Origin of the sequence: Gemmobacter denitrificans, assembly GCF_036964905.1 — a bacterium.
In the GTDB taxonomy this organism is placed as follows: Bacteria; Pseudomonadota; Alphaproteobacteria; order Rhodobacterales; family Rhodobacteraceae; genus Gemmobacter; species Gemmobacter denitrificans.
The window spans coordinates 1-23,236 of the sequence record NZ_JBALHR010000011.1; the positions used below are offsets into that span (position 1 = coordinate 1).

The 23,236-nt window shown below is 61.8% G+C and carries 20 protein-coding genes and 1 tRNA gene; 5 read left to right on the forward strand and 16 right to left on the reverse strand.

Going from position 1 to position 23,236, the window contains the following annotated elements:
- Nucleotides 1-162: 162 nt before the first annotated feature.
- From fusA to secE, 13 genes are all read right to left on the reverse strand, one after another.
- The gene (fusA, locus tag V6590_RS15505) at nucleotides 163-2,289 is read right to left on the reverse strand and encodes an elongation factor G (RefSeq protein ID WP_335424593.1); all 2,127 of its coding nucleotides are present in this window, start codon (nucleotides 2,287-2,289) and stop codon (nucleotides 163-165) included.
- Nucleotides 2,290-2,298: 9 nt separating this feature from the next.
- Nucleotides 2,299-2,769 carry a 30S ribosomal protein S7 gene (gene rpsG, locus V6590_RS15510; protein WP_335424594.1) on the reverse strand — a complete coding sequence of 157 codons (471 nt, stop codon included), beginning with the start codon at nucleotides 2,767-2,769 and terminating at the stop codon, nucleotides 2,299-2,301.
- Nucleotides 2,770-2,780: 11 nt separating this feature from the next.
- The gene (gene rpsL / locus V6590_RS15515) at nucleotides 2,781-3,152 is read right to left on the reverse strand and encodes a 30S ribosomal protein S12 (RefSeq protein ID WP_091303734.1); all 372 of its coding nucleotides are present in this window, start codon (nucleotides 3,150-3,152) and stop codon (nucleotides 2,781-2,783) included.
- A 303-nt stretch (nucleotides 3,153-3,455) separates the two neighbouring features.
- Nucleotides 3,456-4,331, reverse strand: coding sequence for a DMT family transporter (locus V6590_RS15520; RefSeq protein WP_335424596.1), 876 nt, complete (start codon nucleotides 4,329-4,331; stop codon nucleotides 3,456-3,458).
- Between the two features lie 59 nt (nucleotides 4,332-4,390).
- Complete coding sequence (locus tag V6590_RS15525) at nucleotides 4,391-5,203, reverse strand: glycosyltransferase (protein ID WP_335424597.1); 813 nt, start codon at nucleotides 5,201-5,203, stop codon at nucleotides 4,391-4,393.
- Nucleotides 5,204-5,307: 104 nt separating this feature from the next.
- On the reverse strand, nucleotides 5,308-9,549 hold the full coding sequence (rpoC, locus tag V6590_RS15530; protein WP_335424598.1) for a DNA-directed RNA polymerase subunit beta': 4,242 nt from the start codon (nucleotides 9,547-9,549) through the stop codon (nucleotides 5,308-5,310).
- Nucleotides 9,550-9,634: 85 nt separating this feature from the next.
- On the reverse strand, nucleotides 9,635-13,768 hold the full coding sequence (rpoB, locus tag V6590_RS15535) for a DNA-directed RNA polymerase subunit beta (RefSeq protein ID WP_335424599.1): 4,134 nt from the start codon (nucleotides 13,766-13,768) through the stop codon (nucleotides 9,635-9,637).
- Between the two features lie 253 nt (nucleotides 13,769-14,021).
- Nucleotides 14,022-14,396 carry a 50S ribosomal protein L7/L12 gene (rplL, locus tag V6590_RS15540; RefSeq protein ID WP_151718384.1) on the reverse strand — a complete coding sequence of 125 codons (375 nt, stop codon included), beginning with the start codon at nucleotides 14,394-14,396 and terminating at the stop codon, nucleotides 14,022-14,024.
- 83 nt (nucleotides 14,397-14,479) lie between these two features.
- The gene (gene rplJ / locus V6590_RS15545) at nucleotides 14,480-14,995 is read right to left on the reverse strand and encodes a 50S ribosomal protein L10 (protein ID WP_335424600.1); all 516 of its coding nucleotides are present in this window, start codon (nucleotides 14,993-14,995) and stop codon (nucleotides 14,480-14,482) included.
- 253 nt (nucleotides 14,996-15,248) lie between these two features.
- Nucleotides 15,249-15,944 carry a 50S ribosomal protein L1 gene (gene rplA, locus V6590_RS15550; protein ID WP_335424601.1) on the reverse strand — a complete coding sequence of 232 codons (696 nt, stop codon included), beginning with the start codon at nucleotides 15,942-15,944 and terminating at the stop codon, nucleotides 15,249-15,251.
- Nucleotides 15,945-15,949: 5 nt separating this feature from the next.
- Entirely contained in the window at nucleotides 15,950-16,402 is a 453-nt protein-coding gene (gene rplK, locus V6590_RS15555) for a 50S ribosomal protein L11 (RefSeq protein ID WP_335424602.1), read from the reverse strand.
- Between the two features lie 95 nt (nucleotides 16,403-16,497).
- Nucleotides 16,498-17,031 (reverse strand): transcription termination/antitermination protein NusG, encoded by a 534-nt coding sequence (gene nusG, locus V6590_RS15560; protein WP_335424603.1) that lies wholly within the window; start codon nucleotides 17,029-17,031, stop codon nucleotides 16,498-16,500.
- Nucleotides 17,032-17,227: 196 nt separating this feature from the next.
- Nucleotides 17,228-17,428, reverse strand: coding sequence for a preprotein translocase subunit SecE (gene secE, locus V6590_RS15565; RefSeq protein WP_335424604.1), 201 nt, complete (start codon nucleotides 17,426-17,428; stop codon nucleotides 17,228-17,230).
- A 279-nt stretch (nucleotides 17,429-17,707) separates the two neighbouring features.
- Here secE and V6590_RS15570 point away from each other — a divergent pair, with 279 nt between their 5' ends.
- Entirely contained in the window at nucleotides 17,708-18,367 is a 660-nt protein-coding gene (locus V6590_RS15570) for a hypothetical protein (protein WP_335424605.1), read from the forward strand.
- Nucleotides 18,368-18,372: 5 nt separating this feature from the next.
- Here the strand turns inward: V6590_RS15570 and V6590_RS15575 are convergent.
- Nucleotides 18,373-18,448, reverse strand: a tRNA-Trp gene (locus V6590_RS15575).
- 105 nt (nucleotides 18,449-18,553) lie between these two features.
- Complete coding sequence (locus V6590_RS15580) at nucleotides 18,554-19,285, reverse strand: N-formylglutamate amidohydrolase (RefSeq protein WP_335424606.1); 732 nt, start codon at nucleotides 19,283-19,285, stop codon at nucleotides 18,554-18,556.
- A gap of 436 nt (nucleotides 19,286-19,721) precedes the next feature.
- Between V6590_RS15580 and pyk the strand changes: the two genes are divergently transcribed.
- From pyk to rplT, 4 genes are all read left to right on the forward strand, one after another.
- Nucleotides 19,722-21,167 carry a pyruvate kinase gene (gene pyk / locus V6590_RS15585; RefSeq protein WP_335424607.1) on the forward strand — a complete coding sequence of 482 codons (1,446 nt, stop codon included), beginning with the start codon at nucleotides 19,722-19,724 and terminating at the stop codon, nucleotides 21,165-21,167.
- Nucleotides 21,168-21,200: 33 nt separating this feature from the next.
- A complete protein-coding gene (locus V6590_RS15590) occupies nucleotides 21,201-21,422 on the forward strand; it encodes a hypothetical protein (protein ID WP_335424608.1) in 222 nt (73 codons plus the stop codon).
- Nucleotides 21,423-21,586: 164 nt separating this feature from the next.
- Nucleotides 21,587-21,787 (forward strand): 50S ribosomal protein L35, encoded by a 201-nt coding sequence (gene rpmI / locus V6590_RS15595; protein ID WP_197642512.1) that lies wholly within the window; start codon nucleotides 21,587-21,589, stop codon nucleotides 21,785-21,787.
- A 12-nt stretch (nucleotides 21,788-21,799) separates the two neighbouring features.
- Nucleotides 21,800-22,162 carry a 50S ribosomal protein L20 gene (rplT, locus tag V6590_RS15600; RefSeq protein ID WP_335424610.1) on the forward strand — a complete coding sequence of 121 codons (363 nt, stop codon included), beginning with the start codon at nucleotides 21,800-21,802 and terminating at the stop codon, nucleotides 22,160-22,162.
- Between the two features lie 32 nt (nucleotides 22,163-22,194).
- On the opposite strand, the gene V6590_RS15605 is transcribed toward rplT, so the two are convergent.
- Nucleotides 22,195-23,214 carry a helix-turn-helix domain-containing protein gene (locus V6590_RS15605; RefSeq protein WP_335424611.1) on the reverse strand — a complete coding sequence of 340 codons (1,020 nt, stop codon included), beginning with the start codon at nucleotides 23,212-23,214 and terminating at the stop codon, nucleotides 22,195-22,197.
- Nucleotides 23,215-23,236 lie beyond the last annotated feature (22 nt).

Genomic DNA, 23,236 nt, shown 5'->3' on the forward strand with positions numbered 1-23,236 from the left:
TTTTGCCGTGGTCAACGTGGCCGATCGTGCCGATGTTGACGTGCGGTTTCGTCCGTTCAAACTTTGCCTTTGCCATTTGGCAAACTCCTCAATTCGTTGCGATGCACCGGGAGGGTTCCCGGCCTACGGGGTGGTAGGGCGGGGTTCCCCCCGCCGCACCGATCAGGCGTATTTCTTCTGGATCTCTTGCGAGATGTTTTCCGGCACGGCGTCGTAATGGTCGAATTCCATCGAGAACACGGCACGGCCCGAGGTCATCGAGCGCAGCGTGTTGATGTAACCGAACATATTGGCCAGCGGCACCATCGAAGAGATGACGTTCGCGTTGCCGCGGCTGTCCTGGCCCGTCACCATGCCCCGACGCGAGGTCAGGTCGCCGATCACGCCACCGGTATATTCTTCCGGGGTCACGACTTCGACTTTCATGATCGGTTCCAGCAGCTTTGCGCCGGCCTTTTTCAGACCTTCGCGCATGGCGGCGCGCGATGCGATTTCGAAGGCCAGCACGCTCGAGTCGACGTCGTGGAACGCACCGTCGATCAGCTGAACCTTGAAGTCGATCACCGGGAAGCCAGCGAGCGGGCCCGAATCCATGACGGACTTGATGCCTTTTTCGACGCCGGGGATGTATTCCTTCGGCACCGCACCGCCCACAATCTTGGATTCGAACGAATAGCCTTCGCCCGGCTCCGTCGGCGAGATGATCAGCTTCACGCGCGCGAACTGGCCGGTACCACCGGTCTGTTTCTTGTGCGTGTAGTCGATCTCATGCTCGCGCGAAATGGTTTCGCGGTAAGCCACCTGCGGCGCACCGATATTCGCCTCGACCTTGAACTCGCGGCGCATACGGTCCACGAGGATGTCGAGGTGAAGTTCGCCCATGCCCTTCATGATGGTCTGGCCGCTTTCGAGGTCAGTTTCCACACGGAAGGACGGGTCTTCGGCAGCCAGACGGGCCAAAGCGATGCCCATCTTTTCCTGGTCGGCCTTGGTTTTCGGCTCCACCGCGATCTCGATCACCGGGACCGGGAAGGTCATGGTTTCGAGAACGACGGGCGCGTTCGGATCACACAGGGTGTCCCCGGTGGTGGTCTCTTTCAGACCGCCAAGCGCGATGATGTCGCCCGAGAAGGCTTCGGTGATTTCCTCACGCTCGATGGCGTGCATCATCATCATGCGGCCAACGCGCTCGCGGCGCTGCTTGGTCGCGTTCATCATCGCGTCGCCCTTGGCCAGCTTGCCCGAATAGATCCGGGTGAAGGTCAGCGAGCCTACGAAGGGGTCGTTCATGATCTTGAACGCCAGCGCCGAGAAGGGCTGTTCGTCATCGGCCGAACGGGCGATGTTGCGGGTCTCGGTCTCGTCGCCCGGTGCGAAGCCCATATAGGGCGGCACGTCCAGCGGCGAGGGCAGATAGTCGATCACGGCGTTCAGAAGGGGCTGCACGCCCTTGTTCTTGAACGCGGAACCGGCCATCACCGGGATGAAGTCGATGGCGAGCGTGCCCTTGCGGATCAGCGCGCGCAGCTCTTCAGCCGACGGCTCATTGCCTTCGAGATAGGCTTCCATCGCGGCATCATCCTGGCCGACGGCGGTTTCCAGCAGGTTCAGGCGCCATTCATCGGCCTGATCCTTCAGCTCCGCACGGATCGGCTGACGCTTCCAGGAAGCGCCCAGATCTTCGCCCTCATAGACCCATTCTTCCATGGTCACGAGGTCGATGATGCCTTCCAGCTTGTCTTCCGCACCGATCGGCAGGGCGATCGGCATTGCATTCGCGCCGGTCCGGTCCTTGATCATCTTCACGCAGTTGAAGAAGTCAGCGCCGGTCTTGTCCATCTTGTTGACGAACACGATGCGCGGAACCTTGTAGCGGTCAGCCTGACGCCACACGGTTTCGGTCTGGGGCTCCACGCCGGCGTTGCCGTCGAGCAGAACCACAGCGCCGTCCAGAACGGCCAGCGAGCGTTCGACTTCGATGGTGAAGTCCACGTGGCCGGGGGTGTCGATGATGTTGAAGCGGAACTTGGTCGCCTTGTCACCAACGCCCGACGTGGGGTCGATCTGACGGTTCCAGAACGTGGTCGTGGCAGCCGAAGTGATGGTAATGCCGCGCTCTTGTTCCTGCTCCATCCAGTCCATCGTGGCGGCGCCGTCATGGACTTCGCCGATCTTGTGGGACTTGCCGGTGTAGTAAAGGATACGTTCCGAAGTCGTGGTCTTGCCCGCGTCGATATGGGCAATGATCCCGAAGTTCCGGTAACGCTCAAGCGGATAGTCGCGTGCCATGGCGCCCTCTTACCAGCGGTAATGGCTGAACGCTTTGTTCGCGTCGGCCATCTTGTGGGTGTCTTCCCGCTTCTTCACTGCGGTGCCGCGGTTGTTCACGGCATCGGCCAGTTCGGCGGCCAGACGTTCTTCCATGGTATTCTCGTTGCGCTTGCGGGCAGCGATGATCAGCCAGCGGATCGCCAGAGCCTCGCGGCGCTCTTGACGCACTTCGACCGGAACCTGGTAGGTTGCACCACCGACGCGGCGCGAACGCACTTCGACGGAGGGCTTCACATTGTCCAGTGCCTCATGGAAAGCCTGAACCGGCTCGCGCTTCAGGCGGGCCTGAACGCGGTCAAGGGCGCCATAAACGATCGATTCCGCGATGGACTTTTTGCCATCCAGCATCAGGTTGTTCATGAACTTGGTCAGAACCCGATCGCCGAACTTGGCATCGGGAAGGATTTCGCGCTTTTCGGCGGCGTGACGACGGGACATCTCTCAGTTCCTCACTTCGGACGCTTCGCGCCGTATTTCGAACGACGCTGACGACGGTCTTTGACGCCCTGGGTATCCAGAACGCCGCGCAGGATGTGGTAACGCACACCGGGAAGGTCTTTCACGCGGCCGCCACGGATCAGCACGACCGAGTGCTCTTGCAGGTTGTGCTTTTCACCGGGAATGTAGCTGATGACCTCGAAGCCGTTGGTCAGGCGCACCTTGGCGACTTTCCGCATAGCGGAGTTCGGCTTTTTCGGGGTCGTGGTGTACACACGGGTGCACACGCCACGCTTCTGGGGGCAGGATTCCAAGTGCTGCGACTTGGACCGCGTCTTCCGTGCTTCCCGCGGCTTGCGGATCAGCTGTTGGATCGTCGGCATTAAACTAGCCTCTGTCTTGCAACCCGTTCAATCACCGCTCGTCAACGGCGTTTCCGGGGGCATGTCTTCATCTGGTGCCCTGCGCGTCCGCAAAACACAAAAACCGCACGCACCCCCATGCCGGAGGCCGCCGCGGTGGAATCTCAGAGGATCGAGGCTGTCGCCCGGATCTTGTCCACATCCATACGAATAACCCGCCCTGCGCCGGGCGCAGATCGAGGTAGGCGCGCTATAGGGGGAGTCGCGGGGCTTGTCAACAGCGGCGGGGGTGGGGCCAGGTCCGGCCTGCAATCGCCCGTCCGGTCAGGCTGTCCGGCGCTGACGCCGCAGCCGGTCAGCCAGCAAGGTAAACAGGCCCGAAGCCACGACGATGGCCGAACCGATCAGGGTCAGCCCGTCAGGCCAGGCACCAAAGACCCCTGCCCCGATCAGGATTGCCCAGAGAAGGGCCATATAGCGGAAGGGCGCGACGACGCCAATATCCCCCACCCGCATCACCATCACCACGGTGAGATAGCCGATGATAAGATTGACCGTTGCCCCGGCCAAAAGCGCAGCTTGTGTCAGACTGACCGTTTGCCACCCCTGCTGCAAGGTCACCACGCCCCCCATCACTGCCACCGCCAGAGCCGCCCAGACCGCAACCGCGCTGGAAGGCACGGACCGGCTCAGCCCCCGCGTCATCAGGTCGCGCAGGGTCACAAAGGCCATCGAGGCCAGCCCCAGCAGGGCCCAGCGATCAAAGCCTTCGGTGCCGGGGCGGATGATCAGCAACACGCCGGCAAAGCCGATCATGATTGCCAGCAGACGTGCGGCATCCAGCCTTTCGCCAAACCATAGTGCCGCGCCCAGGGTCACAGCCAGTGGCAGGGCCTGCATGATGGCCGAGAGATTGGCAATCGGCATATGGGTCAGCGCCAGCAGAAATGTCGCGGTTGAGACAACCTCGGCCAGAGTGCGCCAACCGATGCGCGCACGGTCCCCCGGTCCCGGAACAAAGCGCAGTTGCCCCTGCATCGCCGCCAGACCCAGCAGGGCCAGCGTGGTCGCCACCCCGCGCAGGAAGATCGCCTGAAACAGGGGCAGGGTCTCGCTGACAGCCTTCATGCACGCATCGTTCAGCGTGAAGGCAAGCATCGCCACATTCATCAAGAGGATCGCGCGCGTGTTGTCGGTCATTCCCGGGATCCCCTGTTGCCCGAACCGATCTAGCAGGGCTGGTCAGCACCTTCCAGCCGTCAAAGCGCCTGCAACTGCGCTGCCGTAAACGGGAAATGTTCGGCAATCAGCGGTGCGGCCGTTTCCCAATCCGCCGTCTCGATCTGACCCGAGGCATGGGGGTCGCTGTCATTATCGGTATGGATGGTGCGGATATAGGCAGGGATATTGGCATCGGTATAGGTATTGTAGAACTGGGTCACAAAGCGGTGGTTGCGGCGGAAGATGTTCTCGCTGCTTCCGGCAGGGCGTGTCATGGCCAGCCCCTGCGCCCCCGGAGCCTTTTCAATCACATGAAACAGGGCGTGGCCCTCGGGCTTGAATTCCAGAAAATATCCGCGATGGCAGCCAGTCACCAAAGGCGTGTCCAGCCCCGCCACCGGCAGCAAGGCGTTCACCGTTGCCCGCATCCGGGCGACGTGATTGATATCCAGCGCGTCATCATCATCCAGACGGAACCCCGTTACATGTGTGGCAGCATCCGGCGTGGCGAAATTGAAGGCGCGCCGCACCGCCATGTAATGCGGAAGCGAAGCCAAAGCGACCACCCGCGCGCCCTTCAAAGGAGCAATCACATCATTCAAACGGTCGCGCCATTGTGACGGAAGGCTCTGACCGACCAGAAAAACCATGCGGAAATCCTGATCCGACTGTGCCAGCAGCGATGGCAGGGCGAGATTTTCGAACAAATGGAACCGGCGTTCCAGCCGGGCATCCTCATAAAGCCGCGCCTCGATCTGGTCCGCGCTTTCGTTCTTCGTCACAAATCCCCCAAGCGAAGGATAGGAAAACCGCATCAGCCCGATGATCTGGTTCTTGTACCTGCTACCCATGGTCCACCTGCCCTTTCGGGAAAGGTTTGCCGCGTCGGGGGCGTGCTGTCAAAATGAAAAGCCCCCCGGTTTCCCGGGGGGCCATTCCTGCATGTCAGGAAAGATCAATCGCGGCTTTCGACCGTATCGACCAGACCGGAATCTTCCGCACCGTCCATCACGTCAAAGCTCGGCGCGGCCAGACGGGCCGCCCCTTCCGCTTCGGTGCGGCGGGCTTCGATCACGACGCTGTCGCGGTCATGCGCGATCTTCTTAACGCGGCTGGTGGCACCACCGGTACCGGCCGGGATCAGACGACCCACGATGACGTTCTCCTTCAGGCCGACCAGCTTGTCGCGCTTGCCCTGAACCGAAGCTTCGGTCAGAACACGGGTCGTTTCCTGGAACGAGGCCGCCGAGATGAAGCTGCGGGTCTGCAGCGACGCCTTGGTGATCCCGAGCAGGATCGGCTCGCCCACGGCCACGCGCTGACCGCGCGCTTCCGCCTTGGCGTTTTCTTCGTCCAGTTCGGCCTTGTCGACAGTTTCGCCCTTCAGAAGCGTCGTTTCGCCCGAGTCCAGAATTTCGTATTTCTGGAGCATCTGGCGAACGATCACCTCGATGTGCTTGTCGTTGATCTTCACGCCCTGCAGGCGATAGACGTCCTGCACTTCGTCGATCATGTAGTTGGCCAGCGCCTCGACACCCATGATGCGCAGGATGTCATGCGGTGCCGGGTTGCCGTCCATGATGTAATCACCCTTCTGGACGAAGTCACCTTCCTGAACCGGAATGTGCTTGCCCTTGGGGATCATGTATTCCATCGGCTGCAGCGTTTCATCGACGGGTTCAACCGTGATGCGGCGCTTGGACTTGTAGTCCTTGCCGAAGCGTACATAACCATCGGCCTCGGCGATGATCGCGTGATCTTTCGGACGACGGGCTTCGAACAGTTCCGCCACGCGGGGAAGACCCCCGGTGATGTCCTTGGTCTTGGCACCTTCGCGCGGAATACGCGCCACCACGTCACCGGCCTTCAGCTCCTGCCCGTCTTCGACCGACAGAATGGCATCGACCGACATCGGATAGGTGATCGGATTGCCCTGATCGTTGCGCATCGGTTCGCCCGTTTCCGGGTTCACGATGACAACCTCCGGCTTCAGATCGCCGCCCTTCGGCGCCGACCGCCAGTCGGACACGATCTTCTGGGTCATGCCGGTTGCGTCATCGGTTTCGTCACGCACCGAGATACCCGAGATCAGGTCAAGGAAGCGTGCGACACCGGCCTTTTCGGCGATGATCGGCAGGGTATAGGGGTCCCATTCGAACAGCTTGACGCCGCGTTTGACCATTTCGCCTTCCTTGACGTGCAGCTTTGAGCCGTAGGTCAGCTTGTGGACAGCGCGCTCGGCACCGGCTTCGTCGATGATGGCGATCGACATGCTCCGCCCCATGACGATCTGTTCGCCACGGTCATTGGCCAGCACATTGCCATTGCGGAACTCGATCTTGCCTTCCTGGCTTGCTTCCAGGAAGGACTGCTGGCCACCCTGGGCCACGCCGCCGATGTGGAAGGTCCGCATCGTCAGCTGGGTTCCCGGTTCGCCGATCGACTGCGCCGCGATGATGCCCACCGCTTCGCCCTGGTTCACCAGCGTGCCGCGTGCAAGGTCGCGGCCATAGCACATGGCGCAGACGCCCTCTTCAGCCTCGCAGGTCAGCGGGCTGCGGATGCGGCAGTGCTGCACGCCATTGACCGCGATCAGATCGGCACGACGTTCGTCGATCAATTCGCCCTTGCGCACCAGAACCTGTTCGGTTCCCGGCACAAGGATGTCATCGGCAGCCACACGGCCCAGCACGCGTTCAGCCAGCGATGCAACCACTTCGCCATCATTGACCGCTGCTTCGGCATTGATCGCCCGCTCGGTGCCGCAATCATGGCTCCGCACGATGCAATCCTGCGCCACGTCCACCAGACGACGGGTCAGGTAACCCGAGTTCGCCGTCTTCAACGCGGTATCCGACAGACCCTTCCGGGCACCGTGGGTCGAGTTGAAGTATTCAAGAACGGTCAGACCTTCCTTGAAGTTCGAGATGATCGGCGTCTCGATGATCTCGCCATTCGGCTTGGCCATCAGGCCGCGCATCGCGCCCAGCTGCTTCATCTGCGTGACCGAACCCCGGGCCCCGGAGTGCGCCATCATGTAAACCGAGTTTGGTTCTTTCTCGGCGCCGTTCTCATCGAACTTGGCAGCCGAGATGGTGGCCATCATCGACTCGGTCACCTTGTCGTTGCACTTCGACCAGGCGTCCACGACCTTGTTGTACTTCTCGCCCTGGGTGATCAGACCGTCCAGATATTGCTGTTCGAAATCAGCAACCTGCGCCTTCACCTCGTTGACGATTTCCCACTTGTTCTCGGCGATCACCATGTCGTCCTTGCCGAAGGAAATCCCGGCGCGGAAGGCTTCGCGGAAGCCCAGACCCATGATCTGATCGCAGAAGATGACCGACTCTTTCTGACCGCAATAGCGATAGACAGTGTCGATGACGGTCTGCACGTCTTTCTTCCGCAGCAGGCGGTTCACCAGTTCGAACGGTGCCTTGGCGTTCAGCGGCAGCAGGTTGCCAAGACGCAGACGGCCGGGCGTGGTTTCAAACCGCTTCCAGACGATATTGCCTTCGCCATCGACCTGACGCAGACGCGCCTGGATCTTGGCGTGCAGATGCACCGCACCGGCGGCCAGCGCATGTTCGACTTCCTCGATATCGCGGAAGACCATGCCTTCGCCAACCATGCCCTTGCGTTCCATGGTGACGTAGTACAGGCCCAACACCATGTCCTGCGACGGCACGATGATCGGCGCGCCGTTGGCGGGCGACAGCACGTTGTTCGTGGACATCATCAGCACGCGGGCTTCCAGCTGGGCTTCCAGCGAGAGGGGCACGTGCACAGCCATCTGGTCGCCGTCAAAGTCGGCGTTGAAGGCCGAGCAGACCAGCGGGTGCAGCTGAATGGCCTTGCCTTCGATCAGGATCGGCTCAAACGCCTGAATGCCCAGACGGTGCAGCGTTGGCGCGCGGTTCAGCAGCACCGGATGTTCGCGGATCACCTCATCAAGGATATCCCAAACTTCCGGGCGCTCTTTCTCGACCAGCTTCTTCGCCTGTTTCACGGTGCTGGACAGGCCCTTGGCCTCAAGCCGCGAATAGATGAAGGGCTTGAACAGTTCGAGCGCCATCTTCTTCGGCAGACCGCATTGGTGCAGCTTCAGCTCCGGACCGGTCACGATGACCGAACGACCCGAGAAGTCGACGCGCTTACCCAGCAAGTTCTGACGGAAGCGGCCCTGCTTGCCTTTCAGCATGTCGGACAGCGATTTCAGCGGGCGCTTGTTGGTGCCCGTGATCACGCGGCCCCGACGGCCGTTGTCGAACAGCGCGTCCACCGCTTCTTGCAGCATCCGCTTTTCGTTGCGCACGATGATATCGGGCGCACGCAGTTCGATCAGCCGCTTCAGGCGGTTGTTCCGGTTGATGACGCGACGATACAGGTCGTTCAGGTCAGAGGTCGCAAAACGACCGCCATCCAGCGGCACCAGCGGGCGCAGTTCCGGCGGGATCACCGGCAGCACGGTCAGGATCATCCATTCCGGCCGGTTGCCCGATTCCAGGAAGGATTCAACGATTTTCAGCCGCTTGATGATCTTCTTCGGCTTCAGCTCGCCCGTGGCTTCCTTCAGCTCTTCCCGCAGCTGTTCTGCCGTCTGATCCAGATCAATGGCCGCCAGCATTTCGCGGATCGCCTCGGCACCGATATTGGCGGTGAAGGCGTCAGCGCCATATTGGTCCTGCGCGTCGAGGAATTCTTCCTCGGTCATCAGCTGGCCATAGGTCAGGTCGGTCAGACCGGGTTCGATCACGACGTAGTTTTCGAAATACAGGATGCGTTCCAGATCGCGCAGCGTCATGTCCAGCATCAGGCCGATGCGGCTGGGCAGCGATTTCAGGAACCAGATATGCGCCACCGGCGCGGCCAGTTCGATATGGCCCATGCGCTCGCGGCGCACCTTCTGCAAGGTGACTTCCACGCCGCATTTTTCGCAGACGACGCCGCGATATTTCATGCGCTTGTATTTGCCGCAAAGGCATTCGTAATCCTTGATCGGGCCAAAGATACGGGCGCAGAACAGACCGTCACGCTCTGGCTTGAACGTGCGGTAGTTGATGGTTTCCGGCTTCTTGATCTCGCCGTAAGACCACGAGAGGATCCGCTCGGGCGAAGCCAGCGAGATCTTGATCTCGTCAAAGGTCTTCACCGGCGCAACCGGGTTGAACGGGTTGGTGCTGAGTTCCTGGTTCATTTCCAAATCCTTGAAAGGGGGCGGGGCGAAGTGGGGGGCGGGAAGACCCCGCCCCACGTCGATCGGGGGTTAACCCGACCGCCGCTCACTCCTCCTCCGCATCCAGGAGTTCCATGTTCAGGCCGAGGCCGCGGACTTCCTTCACGAGCACGTTGAAGCTCTCGGGAACGCCCGCTTCGAAATTGTCCTCGCCCTTGACGATCGACTCGTAGACCTTGGTCCGGCCTGCCACGTCGTCCGACTTCACCGTCAGCATCTCTTGCAGGGTATAGGCGGCGCCGTAAGCTTCCAGAGCCCAGACCTCCATCTCCCCCAGACGCTGACCGCCGAACTGCGCTTTACCGCCCAGCGGCTGCTGGGTGACAAGGCTGTAAGGCCCGGTCGAGCGGGCGTGCAGCTTGTCGTCGACAAGGTGGTGCAGCTTGAGCATGTATTTCACGCCCACGGTGACACGACGCTGGAACTTCTCGCCGGTGCGGCCGTCAAAGACTTCCGACTGGCCGGACTTGTCAAAGCCCGCCCGGATAAGTGCGTCATTCACGTCCGCCTCTTTGGCCCCGTCAAAGACCGGGGTGGCAATCGGCACGCCGCGCGTCACGAAACCGGCCTTTTCGACCAGGTCGCCTTCGTCCAGATCGCCGAAGGCACCTTCATACGTCTCGTCGCCATAGGCGAAGCGCATCGCCTCACGCACCGGGGTCAGGTCACCCGACCGGCGATACTCTTGCAGAGCCTCGTCAATCTTCAGGCCCAGACCGCGCGCGGCCCAGCCCATATGGGTTTCCAGAATCTGCCCGACGTTCATCCGCGACGGCACGCCCAGCGGGTTCAGCACAAGGTCAACCGGGGTGCCATCCGCGAGGAACGGCATGTCCTCCATCGGCACAACCTTGGAGATAACCCCCTTGTTGCCGTGACGACCGGCCATCTTGTCGCCCGGCTGCAGCTTGCGCTTCACCGCGACAAAGACCTTGACCATCTTCATCACGCCCGGAGGCAGATCGTCGCCACGACGCACCTTTTCGACCTTGTCGTCGAACCGGTGATCGAGCGCGCGCTTCTGCGCTTCGAACTGGTCATGCAGCGCCTCGACTTCCTTGGCCTCGGCTTCTTCGCCAAGGGCAAGCTGCCACCACTGGCCGCGCGACAGCGTGCCCAGCAGTTCGTCATCGATGGTCGAACCGGCCTTGATGCCCTTCGGGCCCTTGACCGCCACCTTGCCCATGATGAGCGATTTCAGACGCGCATAGATGTTGCGTTCCAGAATGGCGAATTCGTCGTCGCGGTCCCGCGCCAGACGCTCGACTTCTTCCCGCTCGATCTGCAGGGCGCGTTCATCCTTGTCCACGCCGTGACGGTTGAACACGCGCACTTCCACCACGGTGCCATAGGCCCCCGGCGGCAGACGCAAGCTCGTATCGCGCACGTCGCTGGCCTTTTCACCAAAGATGGCGCGCAGAAGCTTTTCTTCCGGCGTCATCGGGCTTTCGCCCTTCGGGGTGATCTTGCCGACCAGAATGTCGCCCGGCTGCACTTCGGCGCCGATATAGACGATCCCGGCCTCGTCGAGGTTGCGCAGCGCTTCCTCACCGACGTTCGGAATGTCGCGGGTAATCTCTTCCGGCCCCAGCTTGGTGTCGCGGGCCGCGACTTCGTATTCCTCGATATGGATCGAGGTGAACACGTCATCGCGCAGGATGCGTTCCGAAATCAGGATCGAGTCTTCGTAGTTGTAGCCGTTCCACGGCATGAAGGCCACGATCACGTTCCGGCCAAGCGCCAGTTCGCCCATGTCGGTGCAAGGGCCATCGGCCACCACCTCGCCACGCGCGACCGTATCGCCCACCTTCACCAGCGGGCGCTGGTTGATGCAGGACGACTGGTTCGACCGTTTGAACTTGCGCAGACGATAGATGTCCACGCCCGGCTCGCCGGGTTCCAACAGTTCGGTGGCCCGGATCACGATACGGGTCGCATCGACCTGATCGATGATGCCAGCCCGGCGTGCCATGATCGCTGCGCCGGAATCGCGGGCCACGACGGCTTCGATCCCGGTGCCCACGAAAGGCGCATCCGATTGCAGCAGCGGCACGGCCTGACGCTGCATGTTCGACCCCATCAGCGCGCGGTTGGCGTCGTCATTCTCCAGGAAGGGAATGAGCGAGGCGGCAACCGACACCAGCTGCTTGGGCGACACGTCGATCAGGTCGATCGCATCCGGCGGATTGAGCATGAATTCCCCGGCCTTGCGGCTGGAAATCAGGTCATCCTGGAAGCGGCCTTCTTCGTCCTGCGCGGCGTTGGCCTGTGCCACCGTGTGGCGCATTTCCTCGGTCGCGGACATATAGACCACGTCGTCGGAAACCTTGCCATCGATGACCTTCCGGTAGGGGGTCTCGATGAAGCCATACTTGTTCACGCGGGCAAAGGTGGCCAGCGAGTTGATCAGACCGATGTTCTGACCTTCCGGCGTCTCAATGGGGCACATCCGGCCATAGTGGGTCGGGTGAACGTCGCGCACCTCAAAGCCCGCACGCTCGCGGGTCAGACCGCCCGGCCCAAGGGCCGAAAGGCGGCGCTTGTGGGTGACTTCCGACAGCGGGTTGGTCTGGTCCATGAACTGCGACAGCTGCGAAGAGCCGAAGAATTCACGCACCGCAGCGGCGGCGGGTTTGGCGTTGATCAGGTCTTGCGGCATGATCGTGTCGATTTCCACCGACGACATGCGCTCCTTGATCGCGCGCTCCATGCGCAGCAGGCCGACGCGATACTGATTTTCCATCAGCTCGCCCACCGAACGCACCCGACGGTTGCCAAGGTGGTCGATATCGTCGATCTCGCCCTTGCCATCACGCAGTTCCACCAGCGCCTTGATGCAGGCGACGATGTCGTCACGGTCCAGCGTCCGCTGGGTATCAGGCTTGCCCAGGTCAAGGCGCATGTTCATCTTCACCCGGCCCACGGCGGACAGGTCATAGCGTTCGCTATCGAAGAACAGGGTGTCAAACAGCTGGCTTGCGGCCTCGACGGTCGGCGGCTCACCCGGGCGCATGACGCGGTAGATATCCATGAGCGCGGTGTCGCGGCCCATGTTCTTGTCGGCAGCCATGGTCGAACGAATGTAGGGGCCGACATTGACATTGTCGATGTCCAGCACCGGAATATCGGTGATGCCCTGATCCAGCAGCAGCTTCAGCGTGCCGCCCTTCACTTCGCCATCGCGGTCGTAATCCATGGTCAGCTCGTCGCCGGCTTCGACCCAGATTTCACCCGTCTGCTCGTTGATGATGTCCTTGGCGACATAGCGGCCGATGATATGGTCGAAAGGCACCAGAAGCTCGGTGACCTTGCCTTCATCCTTCCACTTTTTCACCATGCGCGGCGTGGCCTTGTCGCCCGCCTTGAGGATCACCTCGCCGGTTGCGGCATCCACCAGATCATAGCTCGGCCGCGTGCCCGACACGCGGCTCGGGAAGAAGCGGGTGACCCAGCCCTTGTTCTTCACATGGCGGAAATTGATCGTCTCGTAATAGGCATCCATGATGCCTTCCTGATCCATGCCAAGCGCATAAAGCAGGGTCGTGACCGGCAGCTTGCGGCGGCGGTCGATACGGGCAAAGACGATGTCCTTGGCGTCGAATTCGAAATCGAGCCAGCTGCCGCGATACGGGATGATGCGGCAGGCAAACAGCAGCTTGCCCGACGAATGGGTCTTGCCCTTGTCATGGTCGAAGAACACGCCCGGGCTGCGGTGCATCTGGGACACGATCACCCGTTCGGTGCCGTTCACGATGAACGTCCCGTTCGGCGTCATCAGGGGCATGTCGCCCATGTAGACGTCCTGTTCCTTGATGTCCTTGACCGACCGGCTGCCGGTGGTTTCATCGACATCGAACACGATCAGGCGCAGCGTCACCTTCAGCGGTGCCGCATAGGTCAGATCGCGCTGCATGCATTCTTCAACGTCGAACTTCGGCTTTTCCAGTTCGTATTTCACGAATTCCAGAACGGCGGTTTCGTTGAAGTCCTTGATCGGAAATACCGACTGGAAGACGCCCTGAATGCCCTCGCCATCACGGGCCTTCGGGCCATCGCCCGATTTCAGGAACAGGTCATACGAGGATTTTTGAACCTCGATGAGGTTCGGCATTTCAAGGACTTCACGGATCTTGCCATAATAGCGGCGGATCCGCTTCTGGCCAACGTAGCTCTGAGCCATGCTCATCGTCACCTTTCTGTTTCGCCGATATGCGGTCCGTCGGGTCGCGGGCGCATAGCGTTTGCGATCAGGGGGGAGGCTCCATTCATGCGGCCCCTCCCGAAGGGCCGCTCCCGAACCTCGAACCACGCCTGGGAAGGGGCTGCACGCAGCCACTTCCAAGCCGGGGTCACAGACGGCGCAAGCTGGGCCTGACACAAGGTCAGACCCAGCCCGGTCCGTCAATCCTTTTGGTGCGATTGCACCAACAAGATTACTTCAGCTCGACCTTGGCGCCAGCCTCTTCGAGCTTCTTCTTCATCGCTTCGGCGTCAGCCTTCGAAGCGCCTTCCTTCACCTTGCCGCCAGCTTCGACCAGGTCCTTGGCTTCTTTCAGGCCAAGACCGGTGATCGCGCGCACTTCCTTGATCACGTTGATCTTGTTGGCGCCGGCATCGGTCAGGACGACGTCGAATTCGGTCTTTTCTTCTTCAGCCGGGGCAGCAGCTGCTGCCGGGCCAGCAACCATCACAGCGCCGCCAGCAGCGGGCTCGATGCCATACTCATCCTTCAGGATGGTTTTCAGTTCCTGCGCTTGCAGCAGGGTCAGACCGACGATTTGTTCGGCAAGAGCTTTGAGATCAGCCATTTTACACTTCCGTTCAGTTAAGATGGGGTTCCAACGAGATTGGGTCAACCCACGCGAGTATCCCGAAGATCAAACCGCAGCGATCAGGCTGCGGCTTTTTCCTCGATGGTTTTGAGGATGCCAGCGATGTTCGAAGCAGGCGCGCCAATGGCACCGGCGATGCTGGAAGCAGGCGCACCGATCATCGACACGATCTGAGCAATAAGCTCTTCGCGCGACGGCATCGAGGCGACGGCTTTCACACCGGCCGTGTCCAGAACCGTGTCGCCCATTGCCCCGCCCAGCAGAACGAACTTGTCGTTCTTCTTGGCATAGGCATCGCAGACCTTCGCCGCAGCGACTGGGTCTTCCGAATAGGCCATCACGGTCATGCCCGTCAGCAGGTCACCCATCTTTGCAGCGGGCTTCCCTTCCAGGGCGATCTTGGCGAGCTTGTTCTTGGCAACGCGTACGGAACCGCCGACGGCGCGCATTTGCGCCCGCAGGTCCTGCATCTCAGCAACCGTGATACCCGCGTAGTGTGCAACCACAACCACGCCAGAGCTTGCGAAGATCTGGCCGAGTTCCTCGACCACTTTCTCTTTCTGGGCTCTATCCACAGTTTCACTCCAAGTTTGGGGGTTTCCCCCCGGCTCGTATGTGCCCCCGTTGCCGGGGGCGTTCGGGTCCGCTTTGGGTCCCGAGGCCAAGATCGCCGCAAGCGGCGCCTCAAATCTCGATCACCCATCTCAGGCAGGACATTAAGGCGTTTGCGCGCCACCCACCGTCTCGGACAGGACGGGGCATTTCCGCCCCATCATCCCCTTGTTTCCAAGAGGAATTTCGTTTGGCCGGGCAGACCCGGCCCTAAGATCAGGCCGAGGTCGATGCCAGATCGACCGCCACGCCCGGGCCCATGGTGGAGCTGAGCGAGACCTTCTTCACATAGGTGCCCTTTGCACCGGCCGGACGGGCCTTGGTCACAGCTTCCACAAAGGCGCGGACGTTCTGCGCCAGTGCTTCTTCAGTGAACGAAACCTTGCCGATGCCGCCATGAATGACGCCGGCCTTTTCGACCTTGAACTGCACTTCGCCGCCCTTCGCCGCAGCCACAGCCGTTTTCACGTCCATGGTCACGGTGCCGACCTTCGGGTTCGGCATCAGGTTGCGCGGGCCGAGGATCTTGCCCAGACGGCCGACCAGCGGCATCATGTCCGGGGTGGCGATGCAGCGATCGAATTCGATCTTGCCCGACTGGATGGTTTCCATCAGGTCTTCCGCACCCACGATATCCGCACCGGCGGCCTTGGCTTCATCAGCCTTGGCGCCACGGGCGAACACGGCCACGCGCACGGTTTTACCGGTGCCGTTCGGCAGTTGTACCACGCCGCGGACCATCTGGTCTGCGTGGCGCGGGTCAACGCCCAGGTTCATCGCGATTTCCAGCGTCTCGTCGAACTTGGCCGAAGCAGCCGACTTGATCAGGGCCACGGCGGCCTCGACCGAAATCAGGTCCTTGCCTTCGAAGGCCGCGCGGGCAGCTTTGCTGCGCTTACCGATTTTCGCCATGGTTCTCAGCCCTTCACTTCGATGCCGCAGGACTTGGCCGAGCCAAGGATGATCTGCATCGCGGCCTCGATCGAGTTCGCGTTCAGGTCTTTCATCTTGGCCTCGGCGATCGCACGGATCTGTGCGGCCGACACCTTGCCAGCGACTTCACGGCCCGGCTTGGGCGAACCCTTGGCGCGGTTGCGCTTGCCGACCGGCGGCAGACCGGCAGCCTGCTTGAGCAGGAACGAGGCCGGCGGGGTCTTCAGTTCAAGGCTGAACGACTTGTCCTGATAGTAGGTGATGATCACGGGCGTCGGGGTGCCCGGGGTCAGATCGGCGGTCTTCGCGTTGAATTCCTTCACGAAGGCCATGATGTTCAGACCGCGCTGACCGAGCGCGGGACCGACCGGCGGCGACGGGTTGGCCTGACCGGCCTTCACTTGCAGCTTGAGGCTGCCGATAATCTTCTTGGCCATGGGCCATCTCCTTTGTCACCGTGCCCGACACAGGGGCACATGGTTTAGTGGTCCGGTCCGGGGCGCGAACACCCCTCGCCTCCCACGTGATGCACTCAGATCTCTTTCGAGACCTGCGTGAATTCCAGTTCAACCGGGGTGGCGCGACCAAAGATCGACACAGTCACCTTCAGGCGGCTGTGGTCGGCATCCACGTCCTCGACCATCCCGTCAAAGCCTTCGAACGGCCCGTCGGTCACCTTGACCTTTTCACCAATGTCGAAGCGGATCAGATTGCGCGGCGCTTCCTGACCTTCTTCGACCCGGTTCAGGATCGCATTCACCTCGGCATCGCGCATCGGCATAGGCTTGCCTTGCGGGCCAAGAAACCCCGTCACGCGGTTAATCGACGAAATCAGGTGATAGCCCCGATTCGACATCTCCATCCGCACCAGCACATAGCCCGGCATGAAGCGGCGCTCCGACGACACTTTCTTGCCGCGGCGCACTTCGATCACTTCCTCGGTCGGGACGAGAACTTCCTCGATCTCATCCTCGAGACCGTTTTCCGTCACGGCCTGCCGGATCTGCTCGGCGACTTTCTTCTCGAAGTTCGAGAGCACGCTCACCGAATACCAACGCTTGGCCATCTTGCCGCCTTCACCTTTGCCACCGGGCGCGCACACCCGGATCATCCTGCCATTTCAAGGACTTGAACGTCCTCGCCGGGAACAAAAAACAGCGCGCAACACGAATCGCTGCGCGCCGGTTTGCCCTTGTTGCGATGGGCAATAGCCCCAGATACCCGCAAATACAAGGAAATTCGGCACTGCGCGGCGCAGTGGATCAGCCGCCAAACCCGTTGATGACGGCGCTCAGCCCGCTGCGGATGCCCAGATCGACCAGACTGAAGAAGGTTGCGGCCAGCGCGGCAAGGATGAACACCATGACCGTGGTCAGCACGACTTCGCGGCGCGACGGCCATACGACCTTGCCCACCTCGGTGCGCACCTGCTGGATGAACTGGAGGGGGGAGACCTTCGCCATGACTTCAACTTCCCATGAAGGCGCCCTGCGCCCTGCGTCCTTGCCCGGGGGCATTATGTGGCCTGCCCCGCAGGCACGCCGTCCGCACAGGCAGATACGCCTTCCGGGGAACAGATTCAAGCGCCCTGCCCCAGGCTCCGCCCGGCCCCTTCCCAAATGCGGGCGGGCGGCACCGCCCGAACGACCACTGTCGCGCGGGGCTCCCACCCGCACCGCCCATTTCTGACACTCTTGGCTGGCACATGCACGGGCGGGAATGACCGTACCGAAGGACAAGCCATGTCGGACAGTTGCAGCTTCGAGGAACGCGCCCAACAGGTTCTCGCGCGGCGGGGCCGAGGCGAATTGCTGATCGGCCCTGATGAACGCCTTGTGCTGCCTGCAACCAACTTCGGCGTCAGGCGCAAGCCGTCACAGGCGGGCCAAGGCAGCATTGTTGTTCGTCTGTTGGCCGTTTTCGCGATTGGCGCCCTTTCGGCGGCGCTCGGTCACTATGCGCTGTTTCTGACCCTGGACGGGCGGGCCGATGCAGCGCTTGACCCGCCCGCACTTGGGCTTGTCACGGGCGGCGGGCTTGTGCTCGGCCTCCTTGGAATACGGATTATCAGGATGAAGGGCATGGCTTGCCAGGCGATGCTTGGCCTTGCGGTCGTGGCGGCAACCTGCACCTTTCACAATCTGTTCCATTGGATGCCGGGTCCGACGGCCATGGCGTTCTCGCCGGACCATGTCGCGCAGATGCAGCAGTTGGCCCCCGCAAACTCGATCCGCCTTTATGGAACGTTGATCGCGCTTGGCGCGACGTCGTCCGAAACGGCTCTGCTCCAGCTCCCGATCGCCGGGCAATCGGCCTGCGATCCGGCTGTGCTGATGACAGAAGGCAAAACAGCAGAGGGCGCGCGCTGGCTGGCTGCGCCTGAACGGCAAAACTGTGAATGAGGATTTGGCAGGGGCAGCAGGGTTCGAACCCGCGACCTACGGTTTTGGAGACCGTCGCTCTACCAGCTGAGCTATACCCCTAGGCCTGCGGCGGGAGTTACGGCACCCGTCGGGGGAAATCAAGGGGCTACCTGAAAGAGCTGCGCAGAATTTCTGCCCCCGCCCCGGCCCCTCCCCGCAGACAGGTCAGGTCTCCAGCCCAGACAGCACCTCGGTCAGGATCGGCGCCAAGCGTGCTGCCCATGCCTGCTGTTCGTCTGCTGTGCCGATCAGATCATTGCGCAACTCGATCAGCGTATTGTGGCGTCCGGTCTGCAAGGCATGGCGATCCACAGCATCCCCCGGCAAATGGCCGGAATAGGGCTGGTTGTCGCCAATGCAAAGATCGGGCTCGGCCCGCAAGCGGGCAATCAATGGCCGCGACAGCCGATCATCCAGATGGCTGTACAAAACGCCCACATGCCAGGGCCGCGGTTCGCGCCCGCGCAGGCACGGTGTGAAACTGTGGATGGCCAGGATCACCGTATCGGGCCGCCGCGCCGCCAGACAGGCCAAGGCCGCATGATAGGGCCGGTAAAGCGTCTGCAGCCGGTGTTCGATTTCTGCCTCGGGCAGGTGCCGGTTGGCCGGGATGATCGTTCCGTCATACAACCGCATCACCAGGGTCGGGTCATCCTCGCCCCGGTTTGGGTCAATCACCAGACGCGAGAAATCCGAGCAGATCACCGGGCTGTCTAGGGCGACACCAAGGGCCTGCGCCACCCCCGCCGCACCGACATCATAGGCGATATGGCGTTCCATATCCTCGGCCGCGATGCCAAGCCCGCCGATCATCGTATCCGGCACCCGGTTGCTTGCATGGTCGCAAGTCACCAGCCAACGGCCGGGCCGGTCCTCACCTGAAATCTGGAACGCCATTCTGAACTGATCCCTTACCGCAGTGGTGGTTCAGGTTTAGAAAATCCACCGGCTTAAGGGAATCGGCAAAACGTGGATCTTTGCTGTTTCACTGGGGAAAGGGCCGGCAACCAGTCCCACGAGATCAGCGGAGCGAGAACGCGGCCCCGCGCAAGAGCGGTTGCCATATACGCGTAGGCAATAACGTGACAGGTCTGCCTGCCACTGCCCCGACCAAAGGACTGTCGCATTGCGCAAAAATTCAGCGCCCTGCGCAACGCGATCGTTACCAAGATGCGGCATTCCTGCATGAAAGGCCTGTCCGACTGCGGGAATCATCCCATTTTCGAACAGGTCATGTTATCGCTAACAAATGCAGCGTTGCCGCGACGGTCAATTTCCGCCATAAGGTCGGCGGCCCGTGGAAACCGACATGACAGATCAAGGAACCGGCAGCATGAGACGGATGCGCAATGTGAAAATCGTGGCCACCCTGGGGCCCGCCTCGTCCGATTACGCGATGATCCGGGCTTTGTTCGAGGCTGGGGCCGACGTGTTCCGCCTGAACATGAGCCACGGCACCCATGAAGACATCCGCGCCCGGCATGAGATCATCCGCAAGGTCGAGGCCGATCTCTCCCGCCCCATCGCGATCCTTGCCGATTTGCAGGGTCCCAAGCTGCGGGTCGGAACTTTTGCAGATGGTTCCGCCGAGCTGGTCGAAGGCGCAGCCTTCCGCTTTGATCTTGATGCCGAACCGGGCACAGCGCAGCGCGTGAACCTGCCCCATCCCGAGATTTTCGCCGCGCTCGAGGCAGGATCGACCCTGCTGGTGAATGACGGCAAGCTGCGGCTGCGGGTGGAAACCTGCGGCAAGGATTTTGCCGATTGCATCGTCGAAGTCGGCGGCACGATTTCCAATCGCAAAGGCGTGAACGTGCCGGATGTCTTGTTGCCGCTGGCCGCGCTGTCGCAGAAGGACAGGGTCGATCTTGAATTCGCCTGCCAACTGGGCGTGGACTGGCTGGCTCTTTCCTTTGTGCAGCGCCCCGAAGACGTGATCGAGGCCCGCGCGCTCGCCAATGGCCGCGCCGCGATTCTGGCCAAGATCGAAAAGCCTGCCGCCGTGAAATCCTATGACGCCATCCTTGCCGTTGCCGATGGCATCATGGTGGCGCGCGGTGATCTGGGCGTGGAATTGCCAGTCCATGCCGTGCCGCCGATCCAGAAACAACTGGTCCGCAAGGCCCGCGCCGCCGCCAAGCCGGTGATCGTTGCCACCCAGATGCTGGAATCCATGATCGAAAGCCCGGTGCCGACCCGTGCCGAGGTGTCGGATGTCGCCACCGCCATCTATGAAGGTGCGGATGCGGTGATGCTTTCAGCCGAAAGCGCCGCAGGCAAATTCCCGATCGAGGCCGTGACCACCATGAACAATGTGGCGATCAGCGTTGAAAGCGACGCCACCTATCGCGACATCATCGAAGCCAGCCGCCGCGTCACCCGCACCACGGTCGCCGACGGGATCGTGGCCGCGGCCCGCGAGATCGCCGAAGCGACCGACATCAAGGCGATCTGCTGCTTCAGCCAGACCGGCACCACGATCAGCCTTGTGGCGCGCGAACGGCCCCGGGTGCCGATTGTCGGCCTCACCCCGCTGGTTGGCACCGCGCGCAGGCTCTGCCTGACCTGGGGGGCGCATTGCGCGATCACCGAAGAGCAGGATCGCTTCAAGGGCGCGGTTCTCGCTGCCGTCAAGGTGGCCCGCGAAGGCGGGTTTGCCACTGAAAAGGACCAGATCGTCGTTACGGCGGGTGTACCTTTCAATGTGACCGGCACCACCAACATCCTGCGGGTTGCGCCTTGTGATGAACGGTTGATTCATCGCGCCGACCCCGAGTAAGCTTGCCCCAAGGTCATTGTCGAGGAGGCGGGGTTGAATTCGGATCTTTATCTGGTGATCGGGATCACCCTCGTCATTCTGGCCATCCCCTCGATGTTTTCGGCCTTTGTGGATGGCCGCGCCCCGCGCGCGGCCGCCATCATTCTCCTGATCGGGGGTGGCCTGATGGTCACCGGCTTCAGCATGAAACCCGGCGGCTATGAAGTGCAGGATATCCCGAACGCCTTTTTCCGGGTGATCGGGCGTTTCTTCTGACTGGCTGAATTTGCGCCGGGCGGCGGAAAACCCGCGCGTAACCGTTGGATTCGGGTTGCATCGCCGCCAGACCCGGCCTATACGCCCCCCTCTATACCCCGCGCGGCCGGCCGATGTGGCATTGCCGAGTCGTGCGTTCACCCTCAAGACAGAGGAGACAAAATATGCCCAAGATGAAGACCAAGTCGGCGGCCAAGAAGCGGTTCAGCTTCACCGCCTCGGGTCGTGTGAAGGCTGGCCCGGCGGGCAAGCGCCACGGCATGATCAAGCGCACGGCGAAATTCGTCCGCGACGCATCGGGAGCCATGATCCTGTGCGACAGCGATGCGAAGATCGTCAAGAAATACATGCCCTACGACCGCTGAGGAGCCTGAACAATGTCCCGCGTCAAATCCGGCAAGGTCACCCACGCCCGCCACCGCAAGGTCATCAAGCAGGCTGCTGGCTACTACGCCGCCCGCTCGACCAATTTCCGCACCGCCACTCAGGCTGTGGACAAGGCGAACCAGTACGCCACCCGCGACCGCAAGACCCGCAAGCGCAACTTCCGCGCCCTGTGGATCCAGCGCATCAACGCGGCCGTGCGTCTGTTCGACATCGAGATGACCTATTCGCGTTTCATCAACGGTCTGGCGAAAGCCGGGATCGAGGTGGACCGCAAGGTTCTGGCCGATCTGGCCGTGCATGAGCCCGAGGCGTTCAACGCCATCGCCGCTCAGGCCAAGGCCGCTCTGGTCTGATTTCAGGCCTCTTGTCTTGTGAAAGGCCCCGCCTAGGCGGGGCCTTTTGCGCTTTCGCGACGCAGCCAGTCGCTGGGGGCAAGGCCGGTTACCCGCAGGAATTCGCGGTTGAAGTTCGATTTCGTGTTGAAGCCGGAGTCCAGCATGGCCTGGGTGACACTGGCGCCGCCCAGCAGCAGACCGCAGGCATGGGCGATGCGCATCCCGTTCACCACCCGGCTGACATTTTCGCCTTTCACCCGGTTGATCGCTGCAGACAGGGCCTTCACCGGCACGCGCAGCCGACAGGCGATCTGGGACAAAGTCAGGCTTGGGTCAAGAAACAGTTGCCGTTCCGCCAGCAATGCTTCCATCTGCGCAACCAGCGCTGCATCGCTTTCCGACGGACCAGCACTGGCAATCTCGGGCGCAGCTTCATCTGGCGGCGTATCGTCACCCGGGGCCAGCACATCGGACAAGGCCAGCCCGGCAATGGCCAGCAAGGTGCCCCCCCACATCAGGCTGACGACATGGCCACGCCAGCCGCCCAATCCCGCCATTTCCATCGCGACAAGTATCACATCACTGCAACCTGACAGGATCAGGGCCACCCCGATCCAACGCCAGATCCGCACCGGGGCCTCACCACTGTCCAGCCGGGTTCGCTCCAGCATGTCGCGCCCGCCCCGCAAGGCCAGCAGCAGCGCCGTGCCATAACCAAAAAAACTGGCCAATACCGCATGATCCAGCATGGGCGGGGCCTGAACCACGCAAAACACCGCAAAGGCCGGCCCTGCCAGATGCCACAGATCACCCGAAACCAGATGGCCGCGCCGCGCCACGATCTGAAAGGCCAGCCAGGCCAGCGGAGGTATCGCCATGGCCAGCACCGGCTGAACCGGAGCCAACCAGCCGATTCCATAATGCTGCCGCCCCGAGATCACCATGCCCTGCACCGCCTCTGCGGCGATCAGCACCAGAAGCGGCCAGCGCACAGTCTGGCGCAAGGCGGCGCGTGCCACCAGAAAGATCAGGATCAAGCTGGCCACCAAAGGCACGGGCAGGGTCAACATCAGGGCACCTCCTGCGCTTCGC

Excerpts from the sequence above, each read along its gene's own strand:
- fusA (WP_335424593.1), bottom strand. The coding sequence starts at position 2,289 with ATGGCACGCGACTATCCGCTTGAGCGTTACCGGAACTTCGGGATCATT.
- rpsG (WP_335424594.1), bottom strand. The coding sequence starts at position 2,769 with ATGTCCCGTCGTCACGCCGCCGAAAAGCGCGAAATCCTTCCCGATGCC.
- rpsL (WP_091303734.1), bottom strand. The coding sequence starts at position 3,152 with ATGCCGACGATCCAACAGCTGATCCGCAAGCCGCGGGAAGCACGGAAG.
- V6590_RS15520 (WP_335424596.1), bottom strand. The coding sequence starts at position 4,331 with ATGACCGACAACACGCGCGCGATCCTCTTGATGAATGTGGCGATGCTT.
- V6590_RS15525 (WP_335424597.1), bottom strand. The coding sequence starts at position 5,203 with ATGGGTAGCAGGTACAAGAACCAGATCATCGGGCTGATGCGGTTTTCC.
- rpoC (WP_335424598.1), bottom strand. The coding sequence starts at position 9,549 with ATGAACCAGGAACTCAGCACCAACCCGTTCAACCCGGTTGCGCCGGTG.
- rpoB (WP_335424599.1), bottom strand. The coding sequence starts at position 13,768 with ATGGCTCAGAGCTACGTTGGCCAGAAGCGGATCCGCCGCTATTATGGC.
- rplL (WP_151718384.1), bottom strand. The coding sequence starts at position 14,396 with ATGGCTGATCTCAAAGCTCTTGCCGAACAAATCGTCGGTCTGACCCTG.
- rplA (WP_335424601.1), bottom strand. The coding sequence starts at position 15,944 with ATGGCGAAAATCGGTAAGCGCAGCAAAGCTGCCCGCGCGGCCTTCGAA.
- rplK (WP_335424602.1), bottom strand. The coding sequence starts at position 16,402 with ATGGCCAAGAAGATTATCGGCAGCCTCAAGCTGCAAGTGAAGGCCGGT.
- nusG (WP_335424603.1), bottom strand. The coding sequence starts at position 17,031 with ATGGCCAAGCGTTGGTATTCGGTGAGCGTGCTCTCGAACTTCGAGAAG.
- secE (WP_335424604.1), bottom strand. The coding sequence starts at position 17,428 with ATGGCGAAGGTCTCCCCCCTCCAGTTCATCCAGCAGGTGCGCACCGAG.
- V6590_RS15570 (WP_335424605.1), top strand. The coding sequence starts at position 17,708 with ATGTCGGACAGTTGCAGCTTCGAGGAACGCGCCCAACAGGTTCTCGCG.
- V6590_RS15580 (WP_335424606.1), bottom strand. The coding sequence starts at position 19,285 with ATGGCGTTCCAGATTTCAGGTGAGGACCGGCCCGGCCGTTGGCTGGTG.
- pyk (WP_335424607.1), top strand. The coding sequence starts at position 19,722 with ATGAGACGGATGCGCAATGTGAAAATCGTGGCCACCCTGGGGCCCGCC.
- rpmI (WP_197642512.1), top strand. The coding sequence starts at position 21,587 with ATGCCCAAGATGAAGACCAAGTCGGCGGCCAAGAAGCGGTTCAGCTTC.
- rplT (WP_335424610.1), top strand. The coding sequence starts at position 21,800 with ATGTCCCGCGTCAAATCCGGCAAGGTCACCCACGCCCGCCACCGCAAG.
- V6590_RS15605 (WP_335424611.1), bottom strand. The coding sequence starts at position 23,214 with ATGTTGACCCTGCCCGTGCCTTTGGTGGCCAGCTTGATCCTGATCTTT.